Below are 21,010 nucleotides of genomic sequence, written 5' to 3'. Positions count from 1 at the left end.
AAGACCGCGATCCGCAAGGCCCGTGAGGCTGCTGCCGCGGGTGACGTCGAGAAGGCCACCGAGTACCAGCGCGCTGCCGCGCGTCAGCTCGACAAGGCCGTCTCCAAGGGCGTCATCCACAAGAACCAGGCTGCCAACAAGAAGTCGGCGCTGGCTTCCAAGGTCGCTGCCCTCAAGGGCTGAACCTCTCATCTGGTCTGATCGCCGGCAGGACCCAGAGCGGGCCCTCTCTCATCCGCTCCCGACCGGCACCCCGAGTCCGTACGCGGCCTGCGTTCGCCACGCGGGTACGGGCTCACCAGCTTGAACCGAAGGCCCCGGCCTCTCGCTCTTCCCCAGAGCGGGCGCCGGGGCCTTCGGTGTGAGCTCGGGGGAACGCGAGGGGGACGCCGGGGGGCTATGCCCGCCCTCTCGACCGAGCCGCCCGCGCGATCGTCACGACCGCCTTCTCCAGGGCGTACTCGGGATCGTCCCCGCCGCCCTTCACTCCGGCATCGGCCTCGGCAACCGCCCGCAGGGCGACCGCGACCCCGTCCGGCGTCCACCCCCGCATCTGCTGCCGCACCCGGTCGATCTTCCACGGCGGCATACCCAGTTCCCGCGCGAGATCGGCCGGCCGCCCACCGCGCGCCGAGGACAGCTTCCCGATCGCCCGCACCCCCTGCGCGAGCGCACTCGTGATCAGCACCGGCGCCACTCCGGTCGCCAGCGACCAGCGCAGCGCCTCCAGGGCCTCCGCCGCCCGCCCCTCGACCGCCCGGTCGGCGACCGTGAAGCTCGATGCCTCGGCCCGCCCGGTGTAGTACCGCCCGACCACCGCCTCGTCGATGGTCCCCTCGACATCCGCGGTCAGCTGGGACACCGCGGACGCCAACTCCCGCAGATCGCTCCCGACGGCGTCGACGAGCGCCTGGCAGGCCTCGGGCGTGGCCGACCGCCCGAGCGCACGGAACTCACTTCTGACGAAGGCCAGCCGGTCCGCCGGCTTCGTCATCCTGGGGCAGGCCACCTCCCGCGCGCCCGCCTTGCGCGCGGCGTCCAGCAGCCCCTTGCCCTTGGCTCCGCCCGCGTGCAGCAGCACGAGGGTGATCTCCTCGGCGGGCGCCCCCAGATACGCCTTCACGTCCTTGATCGTATCGGCGGACAGGTCCTGCGCATTGCGTACGACGACGACCTTGCGCTCCGCGAAGAGCGACGGGCTGGTCAGCTCCGCGAGCGTGCCGGGCTGCAGCTGGTCCGGTGTCAGGTCACGTACGTCCGTGTCGGCGTCGGCGGCCCTGGCGGCGGCCACCACCTCCTGCACGGCACGGTCGAGCAGGAGGTCCTCCTGGCCCACGGCAAGCGTCACCGGGGCGAGAGGGTCGTCATTCGCAGTCTTCCTGGCCATCGCGACAAGCATCCCACGGGCCACTGACAATGGGGTCCGGGCCAAGGGGGCCACGCCCCGGGATGCCACACGTCAAGGTCGGGCCACGCCAAGGGTGCCACGTGAAGGGGCCACGCCAAGGAGGCCACGCCAAGGAAGGCCACGCCAACCGGATCCGCGCCACTCCACCCGGCAGGGCCTACGGTTCCTCCCGCCACCCGTCCCACTCCCCCGCGAACTCGTCCAGCTCGCCGGGATCCAGCCGTCCCTCCTCGTCCCGCAGCACGACCAGCCACTGCGCGTCCTCGGCGTCGTCCTCACCGGCCAGCGCCTCCCGCAGCAGCCGCGGCTCCTCGTCCAGCCCGAACCGCTCCCCGAGCGCCTGGGCCACCTCTTCCGCGGCATCGCGGTCCGGCAGCACCAGCACATGTCTCGCATCACTCACGGCAGCCATTTTCCGGCACCGCTCCCGGAATCGAACAAGCAGGTCAGCCCGCCCGGCCGGGGTGCCGCACGGCAGGCACCCGGTCCAGCTCGATCCCGAACCGCTCCCGGTACACCGCGAGCACCTCCTCGTCCCCGGCGAGCTCCCGCTCGTCGCGCTTCCCGTCGGCTGCCGTCACCTTGAGCCGCCGCCCGCTCAGCGTGATCCGCCCGCCGTCCTCCGTGACCCGCGAGCAGACCAGCGACTTCCCGAAATGCGACTCCGGCGACGTGCTGTGCCACCAGGCCCCGGTCACGAAGTCTCCGAGCACCCGCGGCCGCAGATCCAGCCGGTACACGGGGCTGCCGTCCCTGACAACGTCCAGGTCGGCCGCCCCGGCCGCACCCGCAGCGCCCGGGCCGCCCAGTACGCCCGCCGCGTCCGGCCCCGCCTCGACGATCCGGAAGATCCCACCGGGATCCGTCTGTTCGCGAGTCTCCTCGAAGGCCAGCGGATAGTGGAAGTGCGCACCGAACCCGACGTCGGCGAGCCACTCGCCCGCATCGACCGTCCGCACCCGCAGCGCGAGGTGGTCGTACGGGATCCCGAGCCGTCTCCCCTCCCCGTACACGCGTCCCGCCAGCAGCGTCACGTCGTACCCCAGCGCGCCGAGCAGCGCGCCGAACGCCCCGTTCAGTTCGTAGCAGAACCCGCCGCGCCGCGCCCCCACCACCTTGTCCAGCAGCCGCTTCTCCTCCAGCACGATCTCCTCGCCGAGGTGGATCGACAGGTTCTCGAAGGGCACGGTCTGCAGATGGCGCAGATGCAGCTCGCGCAGCACGTCAACGGTGGGCCAGGCCGGGTTTGCGACCCCCAGGCGGCGGAGGTAGGCATCAACCTGTGCGGAGTTCATGCCTTCAGTCTCGCGCCACGCGCAACTCCGCGCCCGCACCGACGACCGCCATCGCCCCGTCCAGATCCGTCCGCAGCACCGCCGCGCCCCCGTCCCGCAGCGCAGCGACCGTGCTGGGAGCGGGATGTCCGTAGGCGTTGTCCGCACCGCAGGAGATCAGCGCCAGTCGCGGGGCCGCCCGGCGTATCAGGTCCGGGTCCTGGTAGGCGGAGCCGTGGTGGGCCACCTTGAGCACGTCCACGCCGCCCAGCACCGCGGCCGCCGGTGACCGCAACAAGGCCTGCTGGGCCGGGGGTTCGAGGTCCCCGAGCAGCAGCATCCGCAGCCCTCCCGACCGTACGAGCAGGGCGACACTGGCATCGTTCGGACCGTCCGGGGCCGGTGCCGGACGCGGCGGCCACAGCACCTGCCAGGACAGGTCCCCGGTGCGCCGCTGCTCCCCCGCGAGGGCGTGCCGGACCGGAATCCCCCGGGCAGCCGCCTGTCTTCTGACGAACTCCACCTGGTCCGAGGGTTCTTCGAACTCCGTCGTCTCGACCGCCCCCACCGCACGCCCCCGCAGAACGCCGGGCAGCCCGGCCACATGGTCGGCGTGGAAGTGGGTGAGGACCACCAGGGGGATCCTGGTGATGCCGAGGTCGCGCAGACACCGGTCGACCAGCCTCGGGTCCGGGCCCGCATCCACGACGACCCCGGTTCCCTCGCCCGCCGCGAGCACCGTCGCGTCGCCCTGCCCCACGTCGCACATCGCCAGCCGCCAGCCCGGAGGCGGCCAGCCCGTGATCACCCTGGTCAGCGGCGGCGGCTGCACCACGGCCAGCGCCAGCAGCGCCGCGCAGGCCGCGCACAGCCACGGGTGCCTCAGCAGCCGCCGGCCGGCCACCACGACGCCCACCGTGACCAGGGCGAGCAGTGCCGCCCCGGCCCAGCTGCCCGGCCAGTCCACTCCGGCGCCGGGCAGCGCCGCCCCGGTCCGGGCGACGTCCGCGATCCACCCGGCAGGCCAACTCGCGCCCCACGCCAGCGCCTTGGCCACCGGCATCGCCACGGGCGCTGCCGCGAGTGCCGCGAAGCCCAGTACCGTGGCCGGCGCGATCGCGAACTCCGCGAGCAGGTTGCAGGGCACCGCCACCAGGCTCACCCGCGCCGACAACACCGCGACGACCGGCGCACAGAGCGCCTGCGCTGCGCCCGCCGCGGCCAGCGCCTCGGCGAGCCTGGGCGGCACCCGGCGCCGTTGCAGCGCGGCGCTCCAGCGAGGCGCGAGGGTGAGCAGGGCGCCGGTGGCCAGGACCGACAGCAGGAAGCCGTAACTGCGGGCCAGCCAAGGGTCGTACAGCACCAGCAGCAGCACTGCCGCGGCCAGTGCCGGGATCAGCGATCTGCGGCGACCGGTCGCCAGGGCGAGCAGTGCTACGGCTCCGCATGCCGCGGCCCGCAGCACGCTCGGGTCGGGTCTGCACACGACCACGAAGCCCAGCGTGAGCGCTCCGCCGAGCACCGCGGTCGCCCGGAGCGGGATGCCGAGCCGGGGTGCGAGGCCACGGCGCTCACTGCGCTGCGCCAGGCCGGGCGGCCCCAGGAGCAGGGCGAGAATGATCGTGAGGTTGCTCCCGGACACGGCGAGTGTGTGCGCGAGGTCGGTCTCCTTGAAGGCCTCGTCCAGCTCCGGTGTGATCCGCGAGGTGTCCCCGACGACCAGCCCCGGCAGCAGCGCACGCGCGTCCGCCGGCAGCCCGTCGGTGGCCTCCCGCAGCCCTTGTCGCAACCGCCCCGCGAACCGTTGTGCCCCCGACGGCTCCCCACCTCGGGCACCGGTTGATCCCGGACCCGCAGCACCGCCGCGATCCGGTCGCCGCCCACCGCAGCGGGCGCCAGCCGCCCCGTCACCCTGACCCGCGTGGAGGGCAGCAGTTCGAGCCACTCGCGCCCGGCACCCTGCTCGGCGTCGACGATCACCAGTACCGGTGTCCGCGTCACCGTCGTCGTCCCTGGCGTCACCTCCACGCCTCGCACCTGCACGTTCAGCAGCACGGAGGCCGGAGCCAGGCGATTCCCCGTGACGCGGGGCCGGGTCATCCGGGGATCGGAGATGACCTCCACCTCGGCGGACACCCAGGCGAACTGCCGCGCCAGCCCCGGCACCGGCCCCCGGCGCAGGTCCGCCCCGTGCAGCCCGGCCGCCGCTGCGGCCGCGGCGACACAGAGCAGCACGGCGGCGACCGGGACACGCGGCCGCAGCCGCTCGACCGCCGGACGTCGGTCTCTTGCGCCCCATCGGCCTCTTTCACCCCTTCCGAGCCGCCGCCGGAGCAGCAGCCCACCGGCCACGACCAGGCAGGTGGCCACGACCCCCGTGAGCAGTCCCGGCGCGGCATGCAGCGCCAGCGCCGCGGTCGCCCACGCCGCGAGGGCGGGCGGTACGAGGCGGAGGTCCGTCGGGCCCTCCTGCCGCGGGTGGGCGGCTCCCAGCCGCTTGCCAGAGGCGGCGTGCACGGCTCGGCGGGCGACGAGAGGAACGCCCTGGCCTTGCTCCTGCTCCTGCTCCTGCTCCTGCTCCTGCTCCTGCTCCTGCTCCTGCTCCTGCCTCATGGCCGTACCAGATCCCGCAGGTCGGCGAACCGTCGCTCGCCGATGCCGTTGACCTCCCGCAGTTCGTCCACCGAGCGGAAGCCGCCGGCTTGCGTGCGGTAGTCGATGATGTGCTGCGCGAGCACGGGGCCGACGCCGGGCAGCGTGTCGAGCTGTTCCACCGTGGCGGTGTTCAGGGAGACGGGTCCCGCCGGGATCCCGGGTGCTGCTCCCGCGGGTGCTCCGGCGGGGGCACCCGGTGCCGGGACGGGTGGGGGGCCGCCGACGACCACCTGCTCACCGTCCACGAGGAGGCGTGCGCGGTTGAGGCCGTCGATGTCCGTGCCGGGACGCACCCCACCGGCCGCGCGCAGTGCGTCGGCGACCCGCGAACCGGCCGGCAGCCGGTGAATCCCGGGTTCGCGCACCTTTCCGCCGACGTCCACCACGATCTCGGCGACGGGCGTGCCGGTGGCGCCGGCCGAGCCTGGCGGTGAGCTCGACGCGGCAGGCTCGGCCTCCTGAACTCCGTACGGAGCCGCCGCCTTGACCACCTCGGGCACCTGCACGGACTGCTGCGTCCGCCCCGTCCAGAAGTGCTGCACGGCGAAGCCGGCGGCGACGACGAGCACCACGGTGAGCGCGAGCACGCTCCGCCGCTCCAGGCCACACCTCGCCTGCAACCACAGCGGCATCCGCTCCCGCACGGCAAGCCCGGCCCGCTCCGCCAGGACCCGCCCCTGCCCCGACAAGGCGAGTCGACGTCTCTGTCACCGGGGTTCGCCTCCGGTCCACTGGCTTCCCCAGAACCTGACCGCCCTCAACCGGAGGCCCCGCCCCCGACTCCCGCCATTTCCCGGCCCGTTCGGCGAAGAGCACCTCGGCCCGTCGACGGAGTTCCTCTGCAGACGCATGCCGACTGCGGGCCCGGGCCCGTGCCGGTGGACGGCGATGGTGATGGCGATGGAGGGTGCGGCCGTCGGAGGCGGGACCTCGGCCCGGTCCGCTGGTGACGGATGCTGCGCGAGTGCGTGATCGAAGTGCCATGCGAGGAGGATCCGGCATTGCCGCACCCTCGCGATGATCTTGCTCAATTCCCGGGGACTACCGCCCGGTTGTGGAAAACCTCGCCACCCACACGAGTGAACACAGCGTGCCGACACACCCTCACCGCGGCGACACCACAACGCCCAGCAACCCGGGCCCCGTATGCGCCCCGATCACCGCCCCCACCTCACTCACATGCAGGTCGGCCAGCTCCGGAACCCGCGCCCGCAAGCGGTCCGCCAGGGCCGACGCGCGATCGGCCGCGGCGAGATGGTGGACGGCGATGTCGACCTGTGCATCGCTCGCCCGCTCGGCCGCGATCTCCTCCAGCCGGGCGATCGCCTTCGACGCCGTGCGGACCTTTTCCAGGGGCTCGATACGGCCGCCGTTCAGCTGGAGCAGCGGCTTCACGGCGAGCGCGGAGCCGAAGAGCGCCTGCGCGGTGCCGATCCGGCCGCCGCGGCGCAGATAGTCGAGGGTGTCGACATAGAAGTAGGCGGACGTCCCCGCGGCCCGTTTCTCCGCGGCCGTGACCGCCTCGTCCACCGTGCCACCCGCGTCCGCCGCCTCGGCCGCGGCCAGCGCGCAGAAGCCCAGCGCCATCGCGATCATCCCGGTGTCCACCACACGCACCGGCACCGGAGCCTCCCGCGCCGCCAGGACCGCCGCGTCGTAGGTGCCGGACAGTTCGGCGGACAGGTGCAGGGAGACGATCCCGGTGGCGCCGGCCTCGGCGACCTTGCGGTAGGTCTCGGCGAAGAGCCGGGGGCTGGGGCGTGAGGTGGTGACGGGGCGTCGCTTCTGGAGCGCCTGGGCCAGGGAGCGGGTCGAGATCTCGGTGCCCTCCTCGAGGGCCCGGTCACCGAGGACCACGGTCAGGGGCACCGCGGTGATGCCATGGCGCTCCATCGTCCGTGGCGGCAGGTAGGCCGTTGAATCGGTGACGATCGCGACATGGCGGGACATGAGCTGGAGGTTACCTGGCGTAGCGCCCGGGCGGCAGCCCGGCCCTCTCACCTGTGCCGGGGCCGGCCTCGGCGCGTTGCGGAAAGGCAGACGGGAGCGGGAGCTTCAGGTCGTGCTCTCGGGGCGGGGCTTCTTCTGCCAGGGATAGGTGGGGCGCGGGCCGGCGGGGTGATGGCGGGGCGCGTCGGTTCCTCGGCCGTGTTCGGCTGCGGGGTTTCCGGCCAGGTCTGCTGGGGCGCCGCCGCGTCGGCCGCCGGTGCCTCCGGCCACGGGGGCGGCGTCGCCGAGGTGTCGGAGGTGGTCCAGTGCCGCAGGGCGCCGGCCTCGACGTCGATCTGTGTGCTCAGGGAGTCCAGGTCGTCGTCCGCGAAGCGGTGGGCCCGGTCGCGGGCGGCCCAGCGCAGTGAGTCGGCCGACCGTGTGATGCGCTCGGTGCGCTCGCGCAGCGTGGGCAGCCGCTCGGCGAGTGTCGCCCGGTCCGGTTCCGACTCCAGGCGCCTGAGCTCGTCGTCCAGTTCGTGTCCGTGCGCGCTGAGCCGCTGGAAGAGACCGAGGGCCTCCTTGAGGGATTCGTCCTCGGCCGCACCCGCGTGCAGCGCGTCCTGGGTGGCCCGCATCGATGTCCGCAGTGACAGCCGCAGCTGGGCGATCTCGCCCGCCGGGCCCGGCTGGGCGAAGGACTTGGCTCGCAGCGTGTGGTCCTCGACGGTGCGGCGGGCCTGCGTGATGGTGCGGTCCACGCCGCGCTTGGCGGCGCCGACGACCTTCACGGTGGCATAGGCGCCGAGCACCACAAAGAGCACGAAGAGAAGGGCGAACACTGCGAACACTGCTTCCACGATGCTCCTCCTCCGACCCCGCCGCGGCAGGCACCGCGTCGCTCTTCAACGGTAAACGAGGCGGGCAGGCCCGGAGTTCCAGGAGAACCCCGAACCTGCCCGCACAGAACCCCGAACCTCCCCGCACGGACCAGCGAACCAGCCCTTAGGGGACGACCGTCGCTCCCCAGAAGTCCGTCATCCGCAGGTGCCTACGCCGGAACGATGTTCACCAGCTTCGGCGCCCGCACGATCACCTTGCGGATCCCGGCCCCGCCCAGCGCGGCGACGACCTTCTCGTCGGCCAGTGCCGCCTTCTGCAGCTCCTCCTCGGAGATGGCCGGCGACACCTCCAGCCGCGCCTTGACCTTGCCCTTGACCTGCACGACACAGGTCACGGTCTCGTCGACCACGTACGCCGGGTCGGCGACGGGGAAGTCCTGGTGCACCACCGAATCGGTGTGCCCCAGCTTCCGCCACAGCTCCTCGGCGATGTGCGGCGCCAGCGGCGCGACCATCAGCACCAGCGGCTCGGCGACGGAGCGTGGCACCGCGCCTCCCGCCTTGGTCAGGTGGTTGTTCAGCTCGGTGACCTTGGCGATGGCGGTGTTGAACCGCATGCCCTCCAGGTCCCCGCGCACACCGTCGATCGCCTTGTGCAGCGCCCGCAGCGTCTCCTCGTCGGGCTCCCCGTCGACGACCGTCACCTCACCGGTGGCCTCGTCGACGATGTTGCGCCACAGCCGCTGCAGCAGCCGGAACTGGCCCACCACCGCGCGGGTGTCCCACGGCCGGGAGACGTCCAGCGGGCCCATCGCCATCTCGTACAGCCGCAGCGTGTCGGCACCGTACTCGGCGCAGATCTCGTCCGGAGTGACCGCGTTCTTCAGGGACTTGCCCATCTTGCCCAGCAGCCGGGAGACCTTCTCACCCTGGTAGTAGTACGCGCCGTCGCGCTCCTCCACCTCGGCGGCCGGCACCGCGATACCGCGGCTGTCGCGGTAGACGTAGGCCTGGATCATGCCCTGGTTGAACAGCTTGTGGAACGGCTCCGCCGAGGAGACGTGCCCCAGGTCGTACAGCACCTTGGACCAGAAGCGCGCGTACAGCAGGTGCAGCACGGCGTGCTCGGCACCGCCCACGTACAGGTCGACGCCGCCGTGCGGCTGCCCCTCGCGCGGACCCATCCAGTACCGCTCGATCTCCGGGTCGACCAGCTTCTGGTCGTTGTGCGGGTCCAGGTAGCGCAGCTCGTACCAGCAGGAACCGGCCCAGTTGGGCATGGTGTTGGTCTCGCGCCGGTACTTCTTCGGCCCGTCGCCCAGGTCCAGGGTGACGTTGACCCACTCCTCGTTGCGCGACAGCGGCGTCTCGGGCTGGGTGTCGGCGTCGTCCGGGTCGAAGGTGCGCGGCGAGTAGTCCTCGACCTCCGGCAGCTCCAGCGGCAGCATCGACTCGGGCAGGGCGTGTGCGATGCCCTCCTCGTCGTAGACGATCGGGAAGGGCTCGCCCCAGTAGCGCTGGCGGCTGAACAGCCAGTCACGCAGACGGAAGTTGACGGTGCCCTCGCCGATGCCCTTGCGCTCCAGCCACTCGGTGATGCGCGCCTTGGCGTCGACGACACCCAAGCCGTCCAGGGAGATCTCGTCGTTGGCGGAGTTGACGATCTTGGCGTCGTACGACGAGAAGGCGTCCTCCCATGTCGAGGTGTCGGTGCCCCGACCGTCGGTCGGCTCGACGATGCAGTGGATCGGCAGCTCGAAGGCGCGCGCGAACTCGAAGTCGCGCTGGTCGCCCGCCGGGACGGCCATGATCGCGCCGGTGCCGTAGCCCATCAGGACGTAGTCGGCGATGAAGACGGGCACCTGCTCGCCGTTGACCGGGTTGGTCGCGTACGCGCCGATGAAGACGCCGGTCTTGTCCTTGGCCTCGGCCTGCCGCTCGACGTCGGACTTCGAGGCGGCCTGCGCACGGTAGGCGGCGACGGCCTCGGCCGGGGTCGCGTGGCCGCCGGTCCACACCTGATGCGTGCCCTCGGGCCATTCCTGGGGCGTGAACTTCTCGACCAGCGGGTGCTCGGGCGCCAGCACCATGTAGGTCGCGCCGAACAGGGTGTCCGGGCGCGTGGTGAAGACCGTGATGCGCTCGCCGTCGATCGGGAAGTCGACGCGGGCGCCCTCGGAGCGGCCGATCCAGTTGCGCTGCTGCAGCTTGATGGCCTCGGGCCAGTCCAGCTGCTCCAGGTCGTCCAGCAGCCGGTCGGCGTACGCCGTGATGCGCATGTTCCACTGGCGCAGCTTGGCCTTGAACACGGGGAAGTTGCCGCGCTCGGAGCGGCCGTCGGCGGTGACCTCCTCGTTGGCCAGCACGGTACCCAGGCCGGGGCACCAGTTGACCGGCGCGTCGGAGGCGTACGCCAGGCGGTACTCACTCAGGACGTCGGCGCGCTCGACGGCGCTCAGCTCGTTCCAGGAGCGCCCACCGGGCAGCGCACGCTCGCCGCTGCCGAACTGGGCGATCAGCTCGGAGATCGGGCGGGCCTTGCTCGCCTCGTCGTCGTACCAGGAGTTGAAGATCTGCAGGAAGATCCACTGGGTCCACTTGTAGTAGTCCGGGTCGATCGTCGCGAACGACCGGCGCTTGTCGTGGCCCAGGCCCAGCCGGCGCAGCTGGGACTTCATGTTCTCCATGTTGGCCTCGGTGGACACGGTCTGCACGGCGTACTGCTCGGCGGGCAGGCCGAAGGCGTCGAAGCCCAGGGTGTGCAGGACGTTGTGGCCGGTCATCCGCTGGAACCGGGCGAACACATCGGTGGCGATGTAGCCCAGGGGGTGGCCGACGTGCAGGCCCGCACCGGAGGGGTACGGGAACATGTCCATGATGAACTTCTTGGGCTTGGCGACCGTCTCGGGGTCACCCGCCAGGTCACCCTCCGGGTTCGGTGCCGCGTAGACGCCCTCGGCGTCCCAGAAGTCCTGCCAGCGTGCCTCGATCTCGGCCGCCATGGCGGCCGTGTAGCGGTGCGGTGCGGCCTCCGCCGGCACGGCTGCGGCGGCAGCGGGGTTCGTCTCGCTCATGATCCTCAAAGCTCCATCGATCGTCTCTGCCAGCGGCTGTCACGTCAGGAAACGAAAAATCCCCTCGCACAGGAGGGGACGCCGCGCCGATTCCGGCCCACTCGGTTGACCCGGTGGCCGGGACTGATCAGCGCGGCCCGCTAAGCAGAAGGCGTACGGCACGCATGGCGTCAGGGTACCGCAGCCGTCGAGCGGGCCGCGACGGCCTTTCGGGCACGTCCGGCACCGGGTGCCACCCCGGAATGCTGAACAAAGGTCAAAGGTTACTTCGCGTAACCGTCGCTAAGGGACATCACAACAAGCTCATTGTCCTTTGATAACAGCGCAATAACTCAAACCTCGTACTCATCGGTATGGCGGCGCCTAGAGTGCGGCACGGGACCGCATTCCCATACCGCTCGGAGTCACCCCATGGACCCTTGTCCTCATAGCAGCCCGCTTCCCCGGCCGGGTCGGCCGGCCCTCGAGGCGGCCGCTGCCGTTCTGTTGTTCCCGCCCTTCGTTGTGATGTCGGGAGGAATGTCGTGACCACGGACGACAGCACGGCGGACGACTCGTTCGCTTATTTCCTCGACTTCGGCGCGGGCGTCCTGTCACTGGTCTGCCTCAGCTGCTCGGTGATCTGGGGACTCGTTGCCCAGGACCGGATCCTCCTCGACGCCCGCCGACGGATCCTGGCGCAGGCGGTGCACCGGACCACCGCCGTCGCCTCGATCGTCTTCCTGCTGGTCCACATCGTGACCAAGCTGGCACTGGATCACACCTCGTGGATCGCCGCGGTGATCCCCTTCGGGCTCCTCCTCGCCGACGACGACGAGGTCATGGGCAGGGGCTTCCTCATCGGACTCGGCACCCTGGCCGGTCTGCTCATGATCTTCGTGGCCATCACCGGCATCCTGCGCAACCGCTTCGCGTCCCCGGCGCCCGTCGCGGCACGCTGGCGGGCCATGCACATGCTCGCCTACCCGGCGTGGTGTGCGGCGCTGGTCCACGGCCTCTACGCGGGTCGCTCGGCAAAGCCGTTCTTCGTGTTCCTGTACGTACTGTCCCTGATCGGCGTCGGAGCGGCCCTCGCGCTGCGCGCGGCACCCCGCCCCGTCAAGCGCCAGGTCGCCGACCGGATCACCGCGCTCCTGGGAACCGATCGGGCGCCGGGCCGGGAGCAGCTGGAGGAGAGCCGGGCCCGGGCGGGCGAGTCCGCGCTGCCGGGCTACGAGAACCAGCGAGGCTCCCAGCCGCGTACGGCGGCACCCTCAGGACCGCTGTACGAGACCGCCGAGCGCCCTGCCCGCCCGGAACCCGCAAACGGTTTCTCGGCGGCATACCGCGCCGTCTCGGCACCTCCACGCCCCCAGCAGTCCTTCGCAGCCGACCAGACCGCCCGTATGGAGTTGCCGTTCGACGCACAGCCCACGGAGGCGCTCCCGCGCATGGACTCCGGCGGCAGCACGTCCGGATCCTGGCCGATCCCGTCCCCGCCCCCGGTCGGCGAGGCGCCCCGTCGGCCTACGACCCCCTCCAGGACACGGGATACAACATCCCGGCCTATGGCAATCCGGGCGCCGGCGGGTACGGCGGAAGTGATGTGTACGACACCGGTGAGTCGAACACCCTCAACGACACGTACAACCCGAGTGACACGTACAACAGCGGTCCCACCACTGAAACACTGCCCGGTGCGTCCTACGACTTCGACGCACCGGGTTCGGGCGAAGCTTGGAACACGCCTTCCGGAGGCTATAAGTGAACGAGGCCCTGCCCGACGTCCCAGAAGTCCGCGTGGTCGGTCTTCCCCAGCTCACGTCGGGCTTCGACCTTGTCGAAAGACTCGATCTGCCCATGCACCTGAAGGTGCACGGGCCGCTCGAACCCATGGGCGGCGAGCAGCTCGCGCAGCTCGCCGAACGCATCAACCTCAAGGGCCGCGGCGGCGCGGGCTTCCCCTTCCACAAGAAGCTGCGCTCGGTCGCCGAGTCGGCGATCAAGCGCGGCGTCCGGCCGGTGGTCGTCGTCAACGGCAGTGAGGACGAACCGGCCTGCCGCAAGGACACGGTGCTGATCAACCGTGCCCCGCATCTGATCCTCGACGGCGCGCTGCTGTGCGCCGAGGCACTGGGTGCCCGCACGCTCGTGGTGGGGGTCACCCGTGAGTCCACGCAACGCTCCATGGAGGCCGCGCTCGCCGAACGCGGCCTGAGCAACGGACGCCGATCGGCACTCCGCGCGCGCGTGCAGCGCAATCCGGTCCGTATGGTCACGGGAGCCGCCGCCTCCCTGATCCGCTCCATCGACGGCGGCCCGGCGATCCCGCCCGGCCGCAAGATCAGCGCCTCGCAGAGCGGCGTCGGCGGCGCGCCCACACTCCTGTCCAACGCCGAGACGTTCGCCCAGCTGGCGATCGCCGCCCGCATCGGCCCGGAGCGCTACGGCAACACCGGCCTGTACGACGAGCCGGGCACCGTCATGCTCACGGTCTCCGGCGCGGTCGCCCGCCCCATGGTGATCGAGGTCCCCACGGGCGTGCCGCTGCGCTACGTCCTCCAGCTGGCCGGCGCCCCGCCCGTCCCGCAGGGGGTGCTCACCGGCGGCTACCACGGCAAGTGGATCGACGCGGCGACGGTGAACGAAGCGATCGTCTCCCGCAATTCGCTCGACGCGGTGGGCGGTTCGCTCGGTGCCGGCGCGATCCTGCCGATCAGTCAGGACACCTGCCCGCTCGGCGAGTCGCTGCGGGTGGCGCAGTGGCTGGCGGAGGAGAGCGCGGGCCAGTGCGGTCCCTGCTACCTCGGCCTGCCGGCCGCCGCGCGCGGTATGGAGGACATCCTCAACGGCGGCGGCCCGGCCGCCCTGGAGGCGCTCAAGCAGGTCGCCAAGAACGTGAAGCGGCGCGGCGCATGCTCGCACCCGGACGGCTCGGCGATGTTCCTGGAGTCGACCGTCAAGGCCTTCACCGACGACCTGGCGGCCCATGTCCTCGGAAACGGCTGCGGACGACCCGTGGAGGGCGTTCTGCCGCTCTTCGAGGGCGGCAGGGCCCCGACGGGCATCCCGGGCGGCGGCGAGTCCGGGGAGAACGGCCCCAGCCGTCAGAAGATCTACGTCGACTGGACGCTGTGCCGAGGCCACGGGCTGTGCGCCGACATCCTCCCGGAGGTCTTCGAACTCGGCGCCGACGGTTTCCCGACCGTCGCCCAGGCCCAGGTGCCGCGCCGGGCGGAGGACAAGGCGATGCGCGCGGTCCGCCGCTGCCCGGCCCTCGCCCTGCGCATCGAGGAGGACACCCGCTCCCAGGCGCCCACCCGCAACAACCTCCCGGTCCTCTCCCAGGTCCGCGGCCGCCGCGCCCTCGGCCGCTGAGCACGAAGGAAGGGGCCGTCCCGTCCAGGGGTGGCCCCTTCAACTCCGGTCGGCCGTGCCGCGCTTGCTCCGGGCCGACGGCCGCATGGACAGGCCCGTGGGGGTGCGGGTGGCAGAGCCCCCGCCACACGCGGCGCAGCCGCGCAGAAAACGACGAGGGCGACCTGGTCCGCGCTTTTCAGCGGACGCAGGTCGCCCTCACACTTGTGGAGCTAAGGAGAATTGAACTCCTGACCTCCTGCATGCCATGCAGGCGCTCTACCAACTGAGCTATAGCCCCTTGTATTGTTCCGCCCGGTTTCCCCGGCGGCGACGCCAACTTTACACGGTCTACCCGGGGCATCACCAAATCGTTTCCGTTCTGCGCCGATACGACCGCTATGGTCGATCCCCGTGACCGTGATCGCGTTCTCCGCCGTCCACCGTCGGGCGCCGGTAGCCCTTACGGCGTGCCTCGTTTCCTTCGCGGCGTTCTGGATCGCCCAGCGCGCCGCCCACGTCTCGATGCTCGACCTGATGGTGTACCGGGCCGAGGGCGCGACCGTACGGGCGGGCGGCGATCTGTACGCGCTGCGGGCGACCTGGGCGCAACTGCCCGCCACCTACCCGCCGTTCGCGGCCCTGCTGTTCACCCCGCTGACACTCCCCGACACGGAGAGCCTGCGCACGCTGGCGACAGCCGGGAACCTCGCCCTCCTTGTGGTGCTGGTGCGGCTGTCGCTGCGGCTCGTGGGGCACGCGCGCGTGGCGACGGTCTGGTGGGTCTCGGCGGTCGCCGTGTGGTGCGAGCCGGTGTGGACGACGCTGCGGTACGGGCAGGTCAATCTGCTGCTCGCGGTGCTGGTGCTGTGGGATCTGGCACGGCGTCCCGACCGCTGGGCGGGCCTGGGCATCGGGCTCGCGGCGGCCGTCAAGCTGACACCCGCTCTGTTCGCCGTCTTCCTGCTCGCCACCGGTGTCGTGGCGCACCGGGGGCGTCGCAGCGGCCCTTGGCTGCGGCACGCGCGCGGGGCGGCGGTCACGTTCGCCGGCGCGACCGTCCTCGCGGCGGCCGTCCTGCCGTACGACTCGTGGCGGTTCTGGACCCACATGGTCTTCCGGACGGGCCGGGTCGGGTATGCCGAGGAGACGGCGAACCAGGCCCTGCGCGGCGTCCTCGCCCGGCTGCTGCACACGCCTGATCCCGGCGCCGTCTGGGCTGCCGTCGCGGCCGTCGTGGCCGGGGCGGGGCTGGCGGTGGCGGTGGTGGCGGAGTTGCGGGGCGAGCGGGCGTGGGCGGTGGCCTGCTGTGCGGTGACGGCGCTGCTCGTCTGCCCGGTGTCGTGGTCGCACCACTGGGTGTGGTGCGTGCCCGTGGTGCTCGTTCTGGCAGCGCGCGGACACCGCGCGGTTGCCGTCGGCACGCTGCTGGTGTTCTGCTCGTACGCCCTGTGGTGGGTGCCACATGGCCCGGGGCGGCCCGAACTCGACCAGGGCGGCATCGAGTTCACTCTGTCGGGGCTCTACGCAGCCACGGGCTGCCTCTTCCTCGGGCTCGCCGCGGCCTCGGCGGGCACGGGCGCAGCAGAGGTCAGGCCGTCACGAACGAGTAGAACCGTTTGAGCGTGCAGTGCTCCTCCAGGAGGCGGCCGTAGATCGGCTCGCCCTCCAGTTCGCGGTACGTCTCGATCGGGTCGCCCTTTATGATCAGCGCCCGCGCGCATTCCTCGCACCAGTACTGGTAGTCGGGGTTCACCGGTTCCATGTCGCGGACGATCGGGGTGCCGCTGCCGCACCAGTCGCACTTCCGCCTGTGTGCACCCATCGATCAGCTCCAGCTGTGGCCGCAGGCCGTGCACACGTACGAGATGCCGCCGTTGTCCCCGAGGACCTGGGCGACATGCGCGGAACCGCAGGAAGGGCAGCTGAGGCGGGTGATCGTGTCCCGTATCAACGCCGCTCCGCCGAGGAGGTGGCCGACCTCCTCGAGGATGCTCGCAGGCATCGCTACTCCCTCCCGTCGGGCCGCGCCCCCTTCCGGCCGTTTGATTCTGCCACGACCGGACCAATACGGTCAGCGACGCCTTGGTACCAGTCCGGACACGGCAGCCCGGGCGCGCCTCCCAGAGAGGTATACGCCTCCCGGGCCCGGACCGCTCAAGCGGGCGACAACGAAAAATCCCGCCCCCTGAGGGGGACGGGATTCGTCCGTGGAGCTAAGGAGAATTGAACTCCTGACCTCCTGCATGCCATGCAGGCGCTCTACCAACTGAGCTATAGCCCCTGGTGCCACGCGGCGGAGCCGCATGGTGTTTCGCCCCGCTCGGCGGGGCGAACAAGAAGAACTTTAGCCTGCGACCTGCCGGAAAGTGAAATCCGGGCCCCTGGTGGACTCCGCCGCTCAGTCGTCGTCGCCGAGCACCGGCTCCGGCAGTGTGCCGGCGTTGTGCTCGAGCAGCCGCCAGCCGCGGGCGCCCTCGCCGAGGACGGACCAGCAGCAGTTGGAGAGCCCGCCGAGGCTCTCCCAGTGGCGGGACTCCAGGCCGAGGAGACGGCCGATCGTGGTGCGGATGGTGCCGCCGTGGCTGACCACGACCAGCGTGCCGTCGTCGGGCAGCTTCTCGGCGTGCCGGAGCACGACCGGGGCTGCGCGGTCGGCGACCTCGGTCTCCAGTTCGCCGCCGCCGCGGCGCACCGGCTCACCGCGCTTCCACGCGGCGTACTCCTCGCCGTGCCGGGCGATGATCTCGTCGTGCGTCAGGCCTTGCCAGACGCCCGCGTAGGTCTCGCGCAGGGCCTCGGTGTGGTTGACCTCCAGGCCGGTGAGCGCGGCCAGCTCGGCGGCCGTGTTCGCGGCCCGCTGCAGGTCCGAGGAGACGATCGCGTCGGGCTTGAGGGAGGCCAGCAGCCGGGCGGCGCGGCGGGCCTGGGCCAGGCCGGTCTCGGTCAGCTCGACGTCGGTGGTGCCCTGGAAGCGGCGCTCCACGTTCCAGGAGGTCTGGCCGTGCCGCCAGAGGATGACGCGGCGGCCGCGGCCCGGCTTCGGGCCGGTCACCTCCCCGGTGGCGCTCACCGCCACTCACCACCTGTCTCGGCGGCCTCCTCGGCGGCCTGCAGCTTGGCGTGCTCCTCGGCCTTGCCGCGGGTGGCCTTGGCGTCGGCAGGCAGCTCGAGCTCGGGGCAGTCCTTCCACAGCCGCTCCAGGGCGTAGAAGACCCGCTCCTCGCTGTGCTGGACGTGGACGACGATGTCGACGTAGTCCAGCAGCACCCAGCGGGCCTCGCGGTCGCCCTCGCGGCGCACCGGCTTGGCGCCGAGTTCCTTCTGGAGCCGTTCCTCGATCTCGTCGACGATCGACTTGACCTGGCGGTCGTTGGGCGCGGACGCCAGCAGGAAGGCATCCGTGATCGACAGCACATCGCTCACGTCGTAGGCGATGACGTCGTGCGCGAGCTTGTCGGCGGCCGCCTGGGCGGCGGTGTTGATGAGCTCGAGAGATCGGTCTGTTGCGGTCACTACATGGCTTTCCGTCGGCGGTCACTTGTCCTCAAGGGTCTCACGGACCGCCGACGGCACCCCACGCGATTAACCGCCCGAGGCCGGCTCGTAGTCCTGCCCGAGCACCACCGACACGTTCGCGTTCGCGGAGACCTTGCCCTTGACCACCGCGTCCTCCGGCAGCCCCAGGGTCTTGGCGACCTCGGTGGCGTTCTCCTTGTCGGCGGCGTCCGCGTAGGTGACCTCGGAGGCTGCCTGGGCGCTGCCTGCCGTACCGGCCTCCAGGAAGGTGAAGCCGCCGTTGAGGAGGACCACGCGGGCCTTCTCCGTGTTGTCCTTCACACTGCTGGCGTTCCGCACGGAGACCCGGACGGCCGCGTCCTGGTCGGGGCTCTTCGCGGTGCCGCCGAGGATGTCCTTGACCACGCTGTCACTGGCCTGCGCGCTCAGTGTGCCGTCGGTCTGGACGGGCAGCACGGCCGTCTTGTGGTCGCCGCCCTTGGCGAGGTCGGAGAGGCCCGCGAGGAAGGTCCCGAGGTCCTTGTCGGTGAGCGACGGGTCGAGGATCTGCGCGAGGGTCTGCACGGTGGTCGTCGCGGCCTGGGCGTCGGAGGACATCTTGCGCAGCACGCCCTGCATGACCTGCCCGAACCGCTCCAGCTGGGCGTTCTGGGCCTCCCCGGAGGCGCGGTAGGTGGCGTAGGCGACCGCCATCTTGCCGCTGAGGGTCTGGCTCTCGCCCTTGTTGACGAGGGGTGCCTCGCCCTTCTTCTTGGCCTCGGGGTCGGGCACGTCGGCGTTGGTGTCGATCTCGATGTTGCCGACGAGGTCGACGAGGTTCTGCAGGTAGGGGGTGTCGAGGCGCCAGGTGCCCTGGATCGAGGTGCCGAGGACGGTGTCCAGGGCCTCGCGGGTGCCGGAGGAGCCGTCGTCCTCGACCGACTTGGCCAGGGTCGTCGTGCCGTCGTCGCCGGTCAGGGCGAGAGCGTTGGGCAGCAGGACGGTGGTGCCCTGCTTGGTGGTGGTGTTGTCGACGAGCAGCGCCGTGGTGGTGCCGCCCTTCTTGGTGTCGTGCAGGTGGACGACGATCACGTCGCGTTTCTGCGCGGTCGCGGTCGTCGTACCGCCGGTCTTGTCGTCGGACGACGACAGGCCGGGGAGCTTTCCGGCGTACCAGAGGTAGCCGACGCCGCCGGTCGCGGCCAGCGCCAGGACGACGACCAGGGCGATGAGGCGGCTGCGGGCGCGGCGCCGGGCCTCCTCGCGGCGCTCGGTGCGGTTCTCGGTGAACTTCAGCCAGTCGATGACGTCCTCGGAGTCCCCGTCGGGGTCCTCGACGAAGGCGAACTGTTCGGTGCGGTAGTCCCGGTCGTCCGGGTACTCCTGGTCGTCCTGGTACGCCGGGTCGCCCCGGTGATCCCGGTCGTCCCGTACGGGTTCCTCGACCGGGCCCGCCTGCTGCGGGATGTAGGCGGTCTGCTCGGCGACGCGGGGCTGCCGGCCGGTCCCGTACGGGTCGTACGACGGCACCGGCTGCTGCTGCCCCGTCCCGTAGGGGTCGTACGGGGGCACCGGCTGCTGCTGGCCCGTCGCGTACGGGTCGTAGCCGTAACCCTGCTGTGTGTAAGGGTCGTACGGCTGCTGTGGGGACGGCTGCTGCGGCACCTGCCGGTACACAGGCCGGCCGTACTCGTCGTAGCCGACGAGCTCGTACTGGTCGCCCCCGTGACCAGCGTCGTATCGGTCGTTCACCGGTGCCCCTCTCGGCTCACTCGCCGCGGTACAGCTCTCGTTTGGCGATGTAGCGCACGACTCCGTCCGGCACCAGATACCAGATGGGGTCGCCCTTGGCGACTCTCGCACGGCAGTCCGTGGAGGAGATGGCGAGGGCGGGCACCTCGATCAGGGAGACGCCGCCCTCGGGGAGCCCGGGATCGTTGAGGTGGTGGCCGGGCCGGGTCACGCCGATGAAGTGGGCGAGGGAGAACAGCTCCTCGCTGTCCCGCCAGGTCAGGATCTGGGCGAGGGCGTCGGCGCCGGTGATGAAGAACAGGTCCGTGTCGGGGTTGAGCGCGCGCAGATCGCGCAGCGTGTCCACGGTGTAGGTGGGGCCACCGCGGTCGAGGTCGATACGGCTCACCGAGAACTGCGGGTTCTCGGCGGTCGCGATGACCGTCATCAGGTAGCGGTCCTCGGCCAGGGAGACCTTGCGGTGGGTCTTCTGCCACGGCTGCCCGGTGGGCACGAACACCACCTCGTCGAGGTGGAACTGCGCGGCGACCTCGCTCGCCGCGACCAGGTGTCCGTGGTGGATCGGGTCGAACGTTCCGCCCATGACGCCGAGGCGGCGCTTGCCGCTCGTCGTGTCATGTGCCGGACCGGTAGGCATGTCCTGCTCTCCCATGCGTGCAGACCCTACCGGCCCGGTCTGTGGGCTCAGCGGTCGCGGTTGAAGCGGGTGGTGATCCACAGCAGCAGCATCAGGGCGAGGAACGCGCCGCCGCCGGTGACCAGGGGGTTGATGCTCTCGTGGTTGCCGCCGTGCTCCTGGCCCTCGGCGGCGAGGGTGACCAACTGGGCTGCGGCGCTGTGGAAGCTCATCTTCGGCAGGACCTATCGCGTGTGGGCGGAAGAGACGTCGGCTCATCGTATGCGGGCGCCTCGGCCGCGATCACCCCGACTCCGCCGTCGGGCAACCTTCCGGGGCGCTCAGTCGTCCTTCCGCCTGTAACCCCGAAGCAGGAACCAGGCGGTCAGCACACAGCCGACCACCATCACGATCAGTACGACCCGGAGAAGATTCCCCGCCCCCTGCTGCTGGGCGGCGCTCGCTGCCTCGGTGAGCCAGGCGGCTGCGGGGTGGTGCTCCATGGTGCGGGACTCCTTCGCTGTGCTGCCCGTCCACGGTATCTCCGCCTAGGCTGGGCCTTGCTTCGGGGGCGTACAAGAAAGCGCAAAGACAACCGCGCGCGGACAACAGCGCGCGGAGTACAC

General features: G+C 71.3%; 17 protein-coding genes, 2 tRNA genes and 3 pseudogenes. 4 read left to right on the top strand and 18 right to left on the bottom strand.

What is annotated here, in order from left to right; all coding sequences use genetic code 11:
- Positions 1–183, top strand: a 183-nt coding sequence (gene rpsT, locus StrepF001_RS36015) for a 30S ribosomal protein S20 (RefSeq protein ID WP_129802369.1), incomplete at its 5' end; no start/stop codon positions are given.
- Between the two features lie 214 nt (positions 184–397).
- Here the strand turns inward: rpsT and holA are convergent.
- The 8 genes and pseudogenes from holA to leuS all read right to left on the bottom strand — a co-directional run bounded on the left by holA (position 398) and on the right by leuS (position 11,182).
- Positions 398–1,387, bottom strand: a complete 990-nt coding sequence (gene holA / locus StrepF001_RS36010; protein ID WP_206307040.1) for a DNA polymerase III subunit delta — start codon at positions 1,385–1,387, stop codon at positions 398–400.
- Positions 1,388–1,565: 178 nt separating this feature from the next.
- Positions 1,566–1,811 (bottom strand): hypothetical protein, encoded by a 246-nt coding sequence (locus StrepF001_RS36005; RefSeq protein WP_129802368.1) that lies wholly within the window; start codon positions 1,809–1,811, stop codon positions 1,566–1,568.
- A 43-nt stretch (positions 1,812–1,854) separates the two neighbouring features.
- Positions 1,855–2,703 carry an arylamine N-acetyltransferase gene (locus StrepF001_RS36000; protein ID WP_129802367.1) on the bottom strand — a complete coding sequence of 283 codons (849 nt, stop codon included), beginning with the start codon at positions 2,701–2,703 and terminating at the stop codon, positions 1,855–1,857.
- A 4-nt stretch (positions 2,704–2,707) separates the two neighbouring features.
- Positions 2,708–5,199 (bottom strand): annotated as a pseudogene (locus StrepF001_RS35995) (ComEC/Rec2 family competence protein).
- A gap of 92 nt (positions 5,200–5,291) precedes the next feature.
- On the bottom strand, positions 5,292–6,026 hold the full coding sequence (locus StrepF001_RS35990; RefSeq protein WP_240797823.1) for a ComEA family DNA-binding protein: 735 nt from the start codon (positions 6,024–6,026) through the stop codon (positions 5,292–5,294).
- 415 nt (positions 6,027–6,441) lie between these two features.
- Positions 6,442–7,287, bottom strand: a complete 846-nt coding sequence (locus StrepF001_RS35985) for a DegV family protein (RefSeq protein ID WP_129802366.1) — start codon at positions 7,285–7,287, stop codon at positions 6,442–6,444.
- 105 nt (positions 7,288–7,392) lie between these two features.
- Positions 7,393–8,126: pseudogene (locus tag StrepF001_RS35980) on the bottom strand (hypothetical protein).
- Between the two features lie 191 nt (positions 8,127–8,317).
- Complete coding sequence (leuS, locus tag StrepF001_RS35975; protein WP_129802365.1) at positions 8,318–11,182, bottom strand: leucine--tRNA ligase; 2,865 nt, start codon at positions 11,180–11,182, stop codon at positions 8,318–8,320.
- A 507-nt stretch (positions 11,183–11,689) separates the two neighbouring features.
- Here leuS and StrepF001_RS35970 point away from each other — a divergent pair.
- Positions 11,690–12,929, top strand: a pseudogene (locus StrepF001_RS35970) (cytochrome b/b6 domain-containing protein).
- Positions 12,926–14,539: an NADH-quinone oxidoreductase subunit NuoF family protein gene (locus StrepF001_RS35965; RefSeq protein ID WP_165396473.1), complete on the top strand. Its 1,614-nt coding sequence runs from the start codon at positions 12,926–12,928 to the stop codon at positions 14,537–14,539. The pseudogene StrepF001_RS35970 and the gene StrepF001_RS35965 overlap by 4 nt, the downstream one beginning before the upstream one ends.
- A 207-nt stretch (positions 14,540–14,746) precedes the next feature.
- Here StrepF001_RS35965 and StrepF001_RS35960 read toward each other — a convergent pair.
- Positions 14,747–14,819 (bottom strand) — tRNA-Ala (locus StrepF001_RS35960).
- 113 nt (positions 14,820–14,932) lie between these two features.
- Here StrepF001_RS35960 and StrepF001_RS35955 point away from each other — a divergent pair.
- Entirely contained in the window at positions 14,933–16,141 is a 1,209-nt protein-coding gene (locus tag StrepF001_RS35955) for a glycosyltransferase 87 family protein (RefSeq protein WP_240797822.1), read from the top strand.
- Here StrepF001_RS35955 and StrepF001_RS35950 read toward each other — a convergent pair.
- From StrepF001_RS35950 to StrepF001_RS45895, 9 genes are all read right to left on the bottom strand, one after another.
- Positions 16,110–16,343 carry a hypothetical protein gene (locus tag StrepF001_RS35950; RefSeq protein WP_003976229.1) on the bottom strand — a complete coding sequence of 78 codons (234 nt, stop codon included), beginning with the start codon at positions 16,341–16,343 and terminating at the stop codon, positions 16,110–16,112. The two genes, StrepF001_RS35955 and StrepF001_RS35950, sit on opposite strands and share 32 nt — an antisense overlap.
- 3 nt (positions 16,344–16,346) lie before the next feature.
- On the bottom strand, positions 16,347–16,523 hold the full coding sequence (locus tag StrepF001_RS35945; RefSeq protein ID WP_129802364.1) for a hypothetical protein: 177 nt from the start codon (positions 16,521–16,523) through the stop codon (positions 16,347–16,349).
- Between the two features lie 206 nt (positions 16,524–16,729).
- Positions 16,730–16,802, bottom strand: a tRNA-Ala gene (locus StrepF001_RS35940).
- Positions 16,803–16,919: 117 nt separating this feature from the next.
- Entirely contained in the window at positions 16,920–17,597 is a 678-nt protein-coding gene (locus StrepF001_RS35935) for a histidine phosphatase family protein (protein ID WP_206307039.1), read from the bottom strand.
- Entirely contained in the window at positions 17,588–18,034 is a 447-nt protein-coding gene (rsfS, locus tag StrepF001_RS35930) for a ribosome silencing factor (RefSeq protein WP_129802362.1), read from the bottom strand. Before rsfS ends, StrepF001_RS35935 begins: the two co-directional genes overlap by 10 nt.
- Positions 18,035–18,103: 69 nt before the next feature.
- The gene (locus tag StrepF001_RS35925) at positions 18,104–19,768 is read right to left on the bottom strand and encodes an LCP family protein (RefSeq protein WP_129802361.1); all 1,665 of its coding nucleotides are present in this window, start codon (positions 19,766–19,768) and stop codon (positions 18,104–18,106) included.
- Positions 19,769–19,784: 16 nt separating this feature from the next.
- Positions 19,785–20,420 (bottom strand): nicotinate-nucleotide adenylyltransferase, encoded by a 636-nt coding sequence (gene nadD, locus StrepF001_RS35920; RefSeq protein WP_129802360.1) that lies wholly within the window; start codon positions 20,418–20,420, stop codon positions 19,785–19,787.
- A 32-nt stretch (positions 20,421–20,452) separates the two neighbouring features.
- Positions 20,453–20,617, bottom strand: a complete 165-nt coding sequence (locus StrepF001_RS45900) for a hypothetical protein (protein ID WP_165396472.1) — start codon at positions 20,615–20,617, stop codon at positions 20,453–20,455.
- 108 nt (positions 20,618–20,725) lie between these two features.
- Entirely contained in the window at positions 20,726–20,887 is a 162-nt protein-coding gene (locus StrepF001_RS45895) for a hypothetical protein (RefSeq protein WP_165396471.1), read from the bottom strand.
- Positions 20,888–21,010 lie beyond the last annotated feature (123 nt).

Source organism: Streptomyces sp. F001, from assembly GCF_004187715.1.
GTDB lineage: Bacteria > Actinomycetota > Actinomycetes > Streptomycetales > Streptomycetaceae > Streptomyces > Streptomyces flavusporus.
The sequence above is the reverse complement of the archived record's forward strand: the minus strand, read 5'-3'. Positions and strand labels throughout refer to the sequence as shown.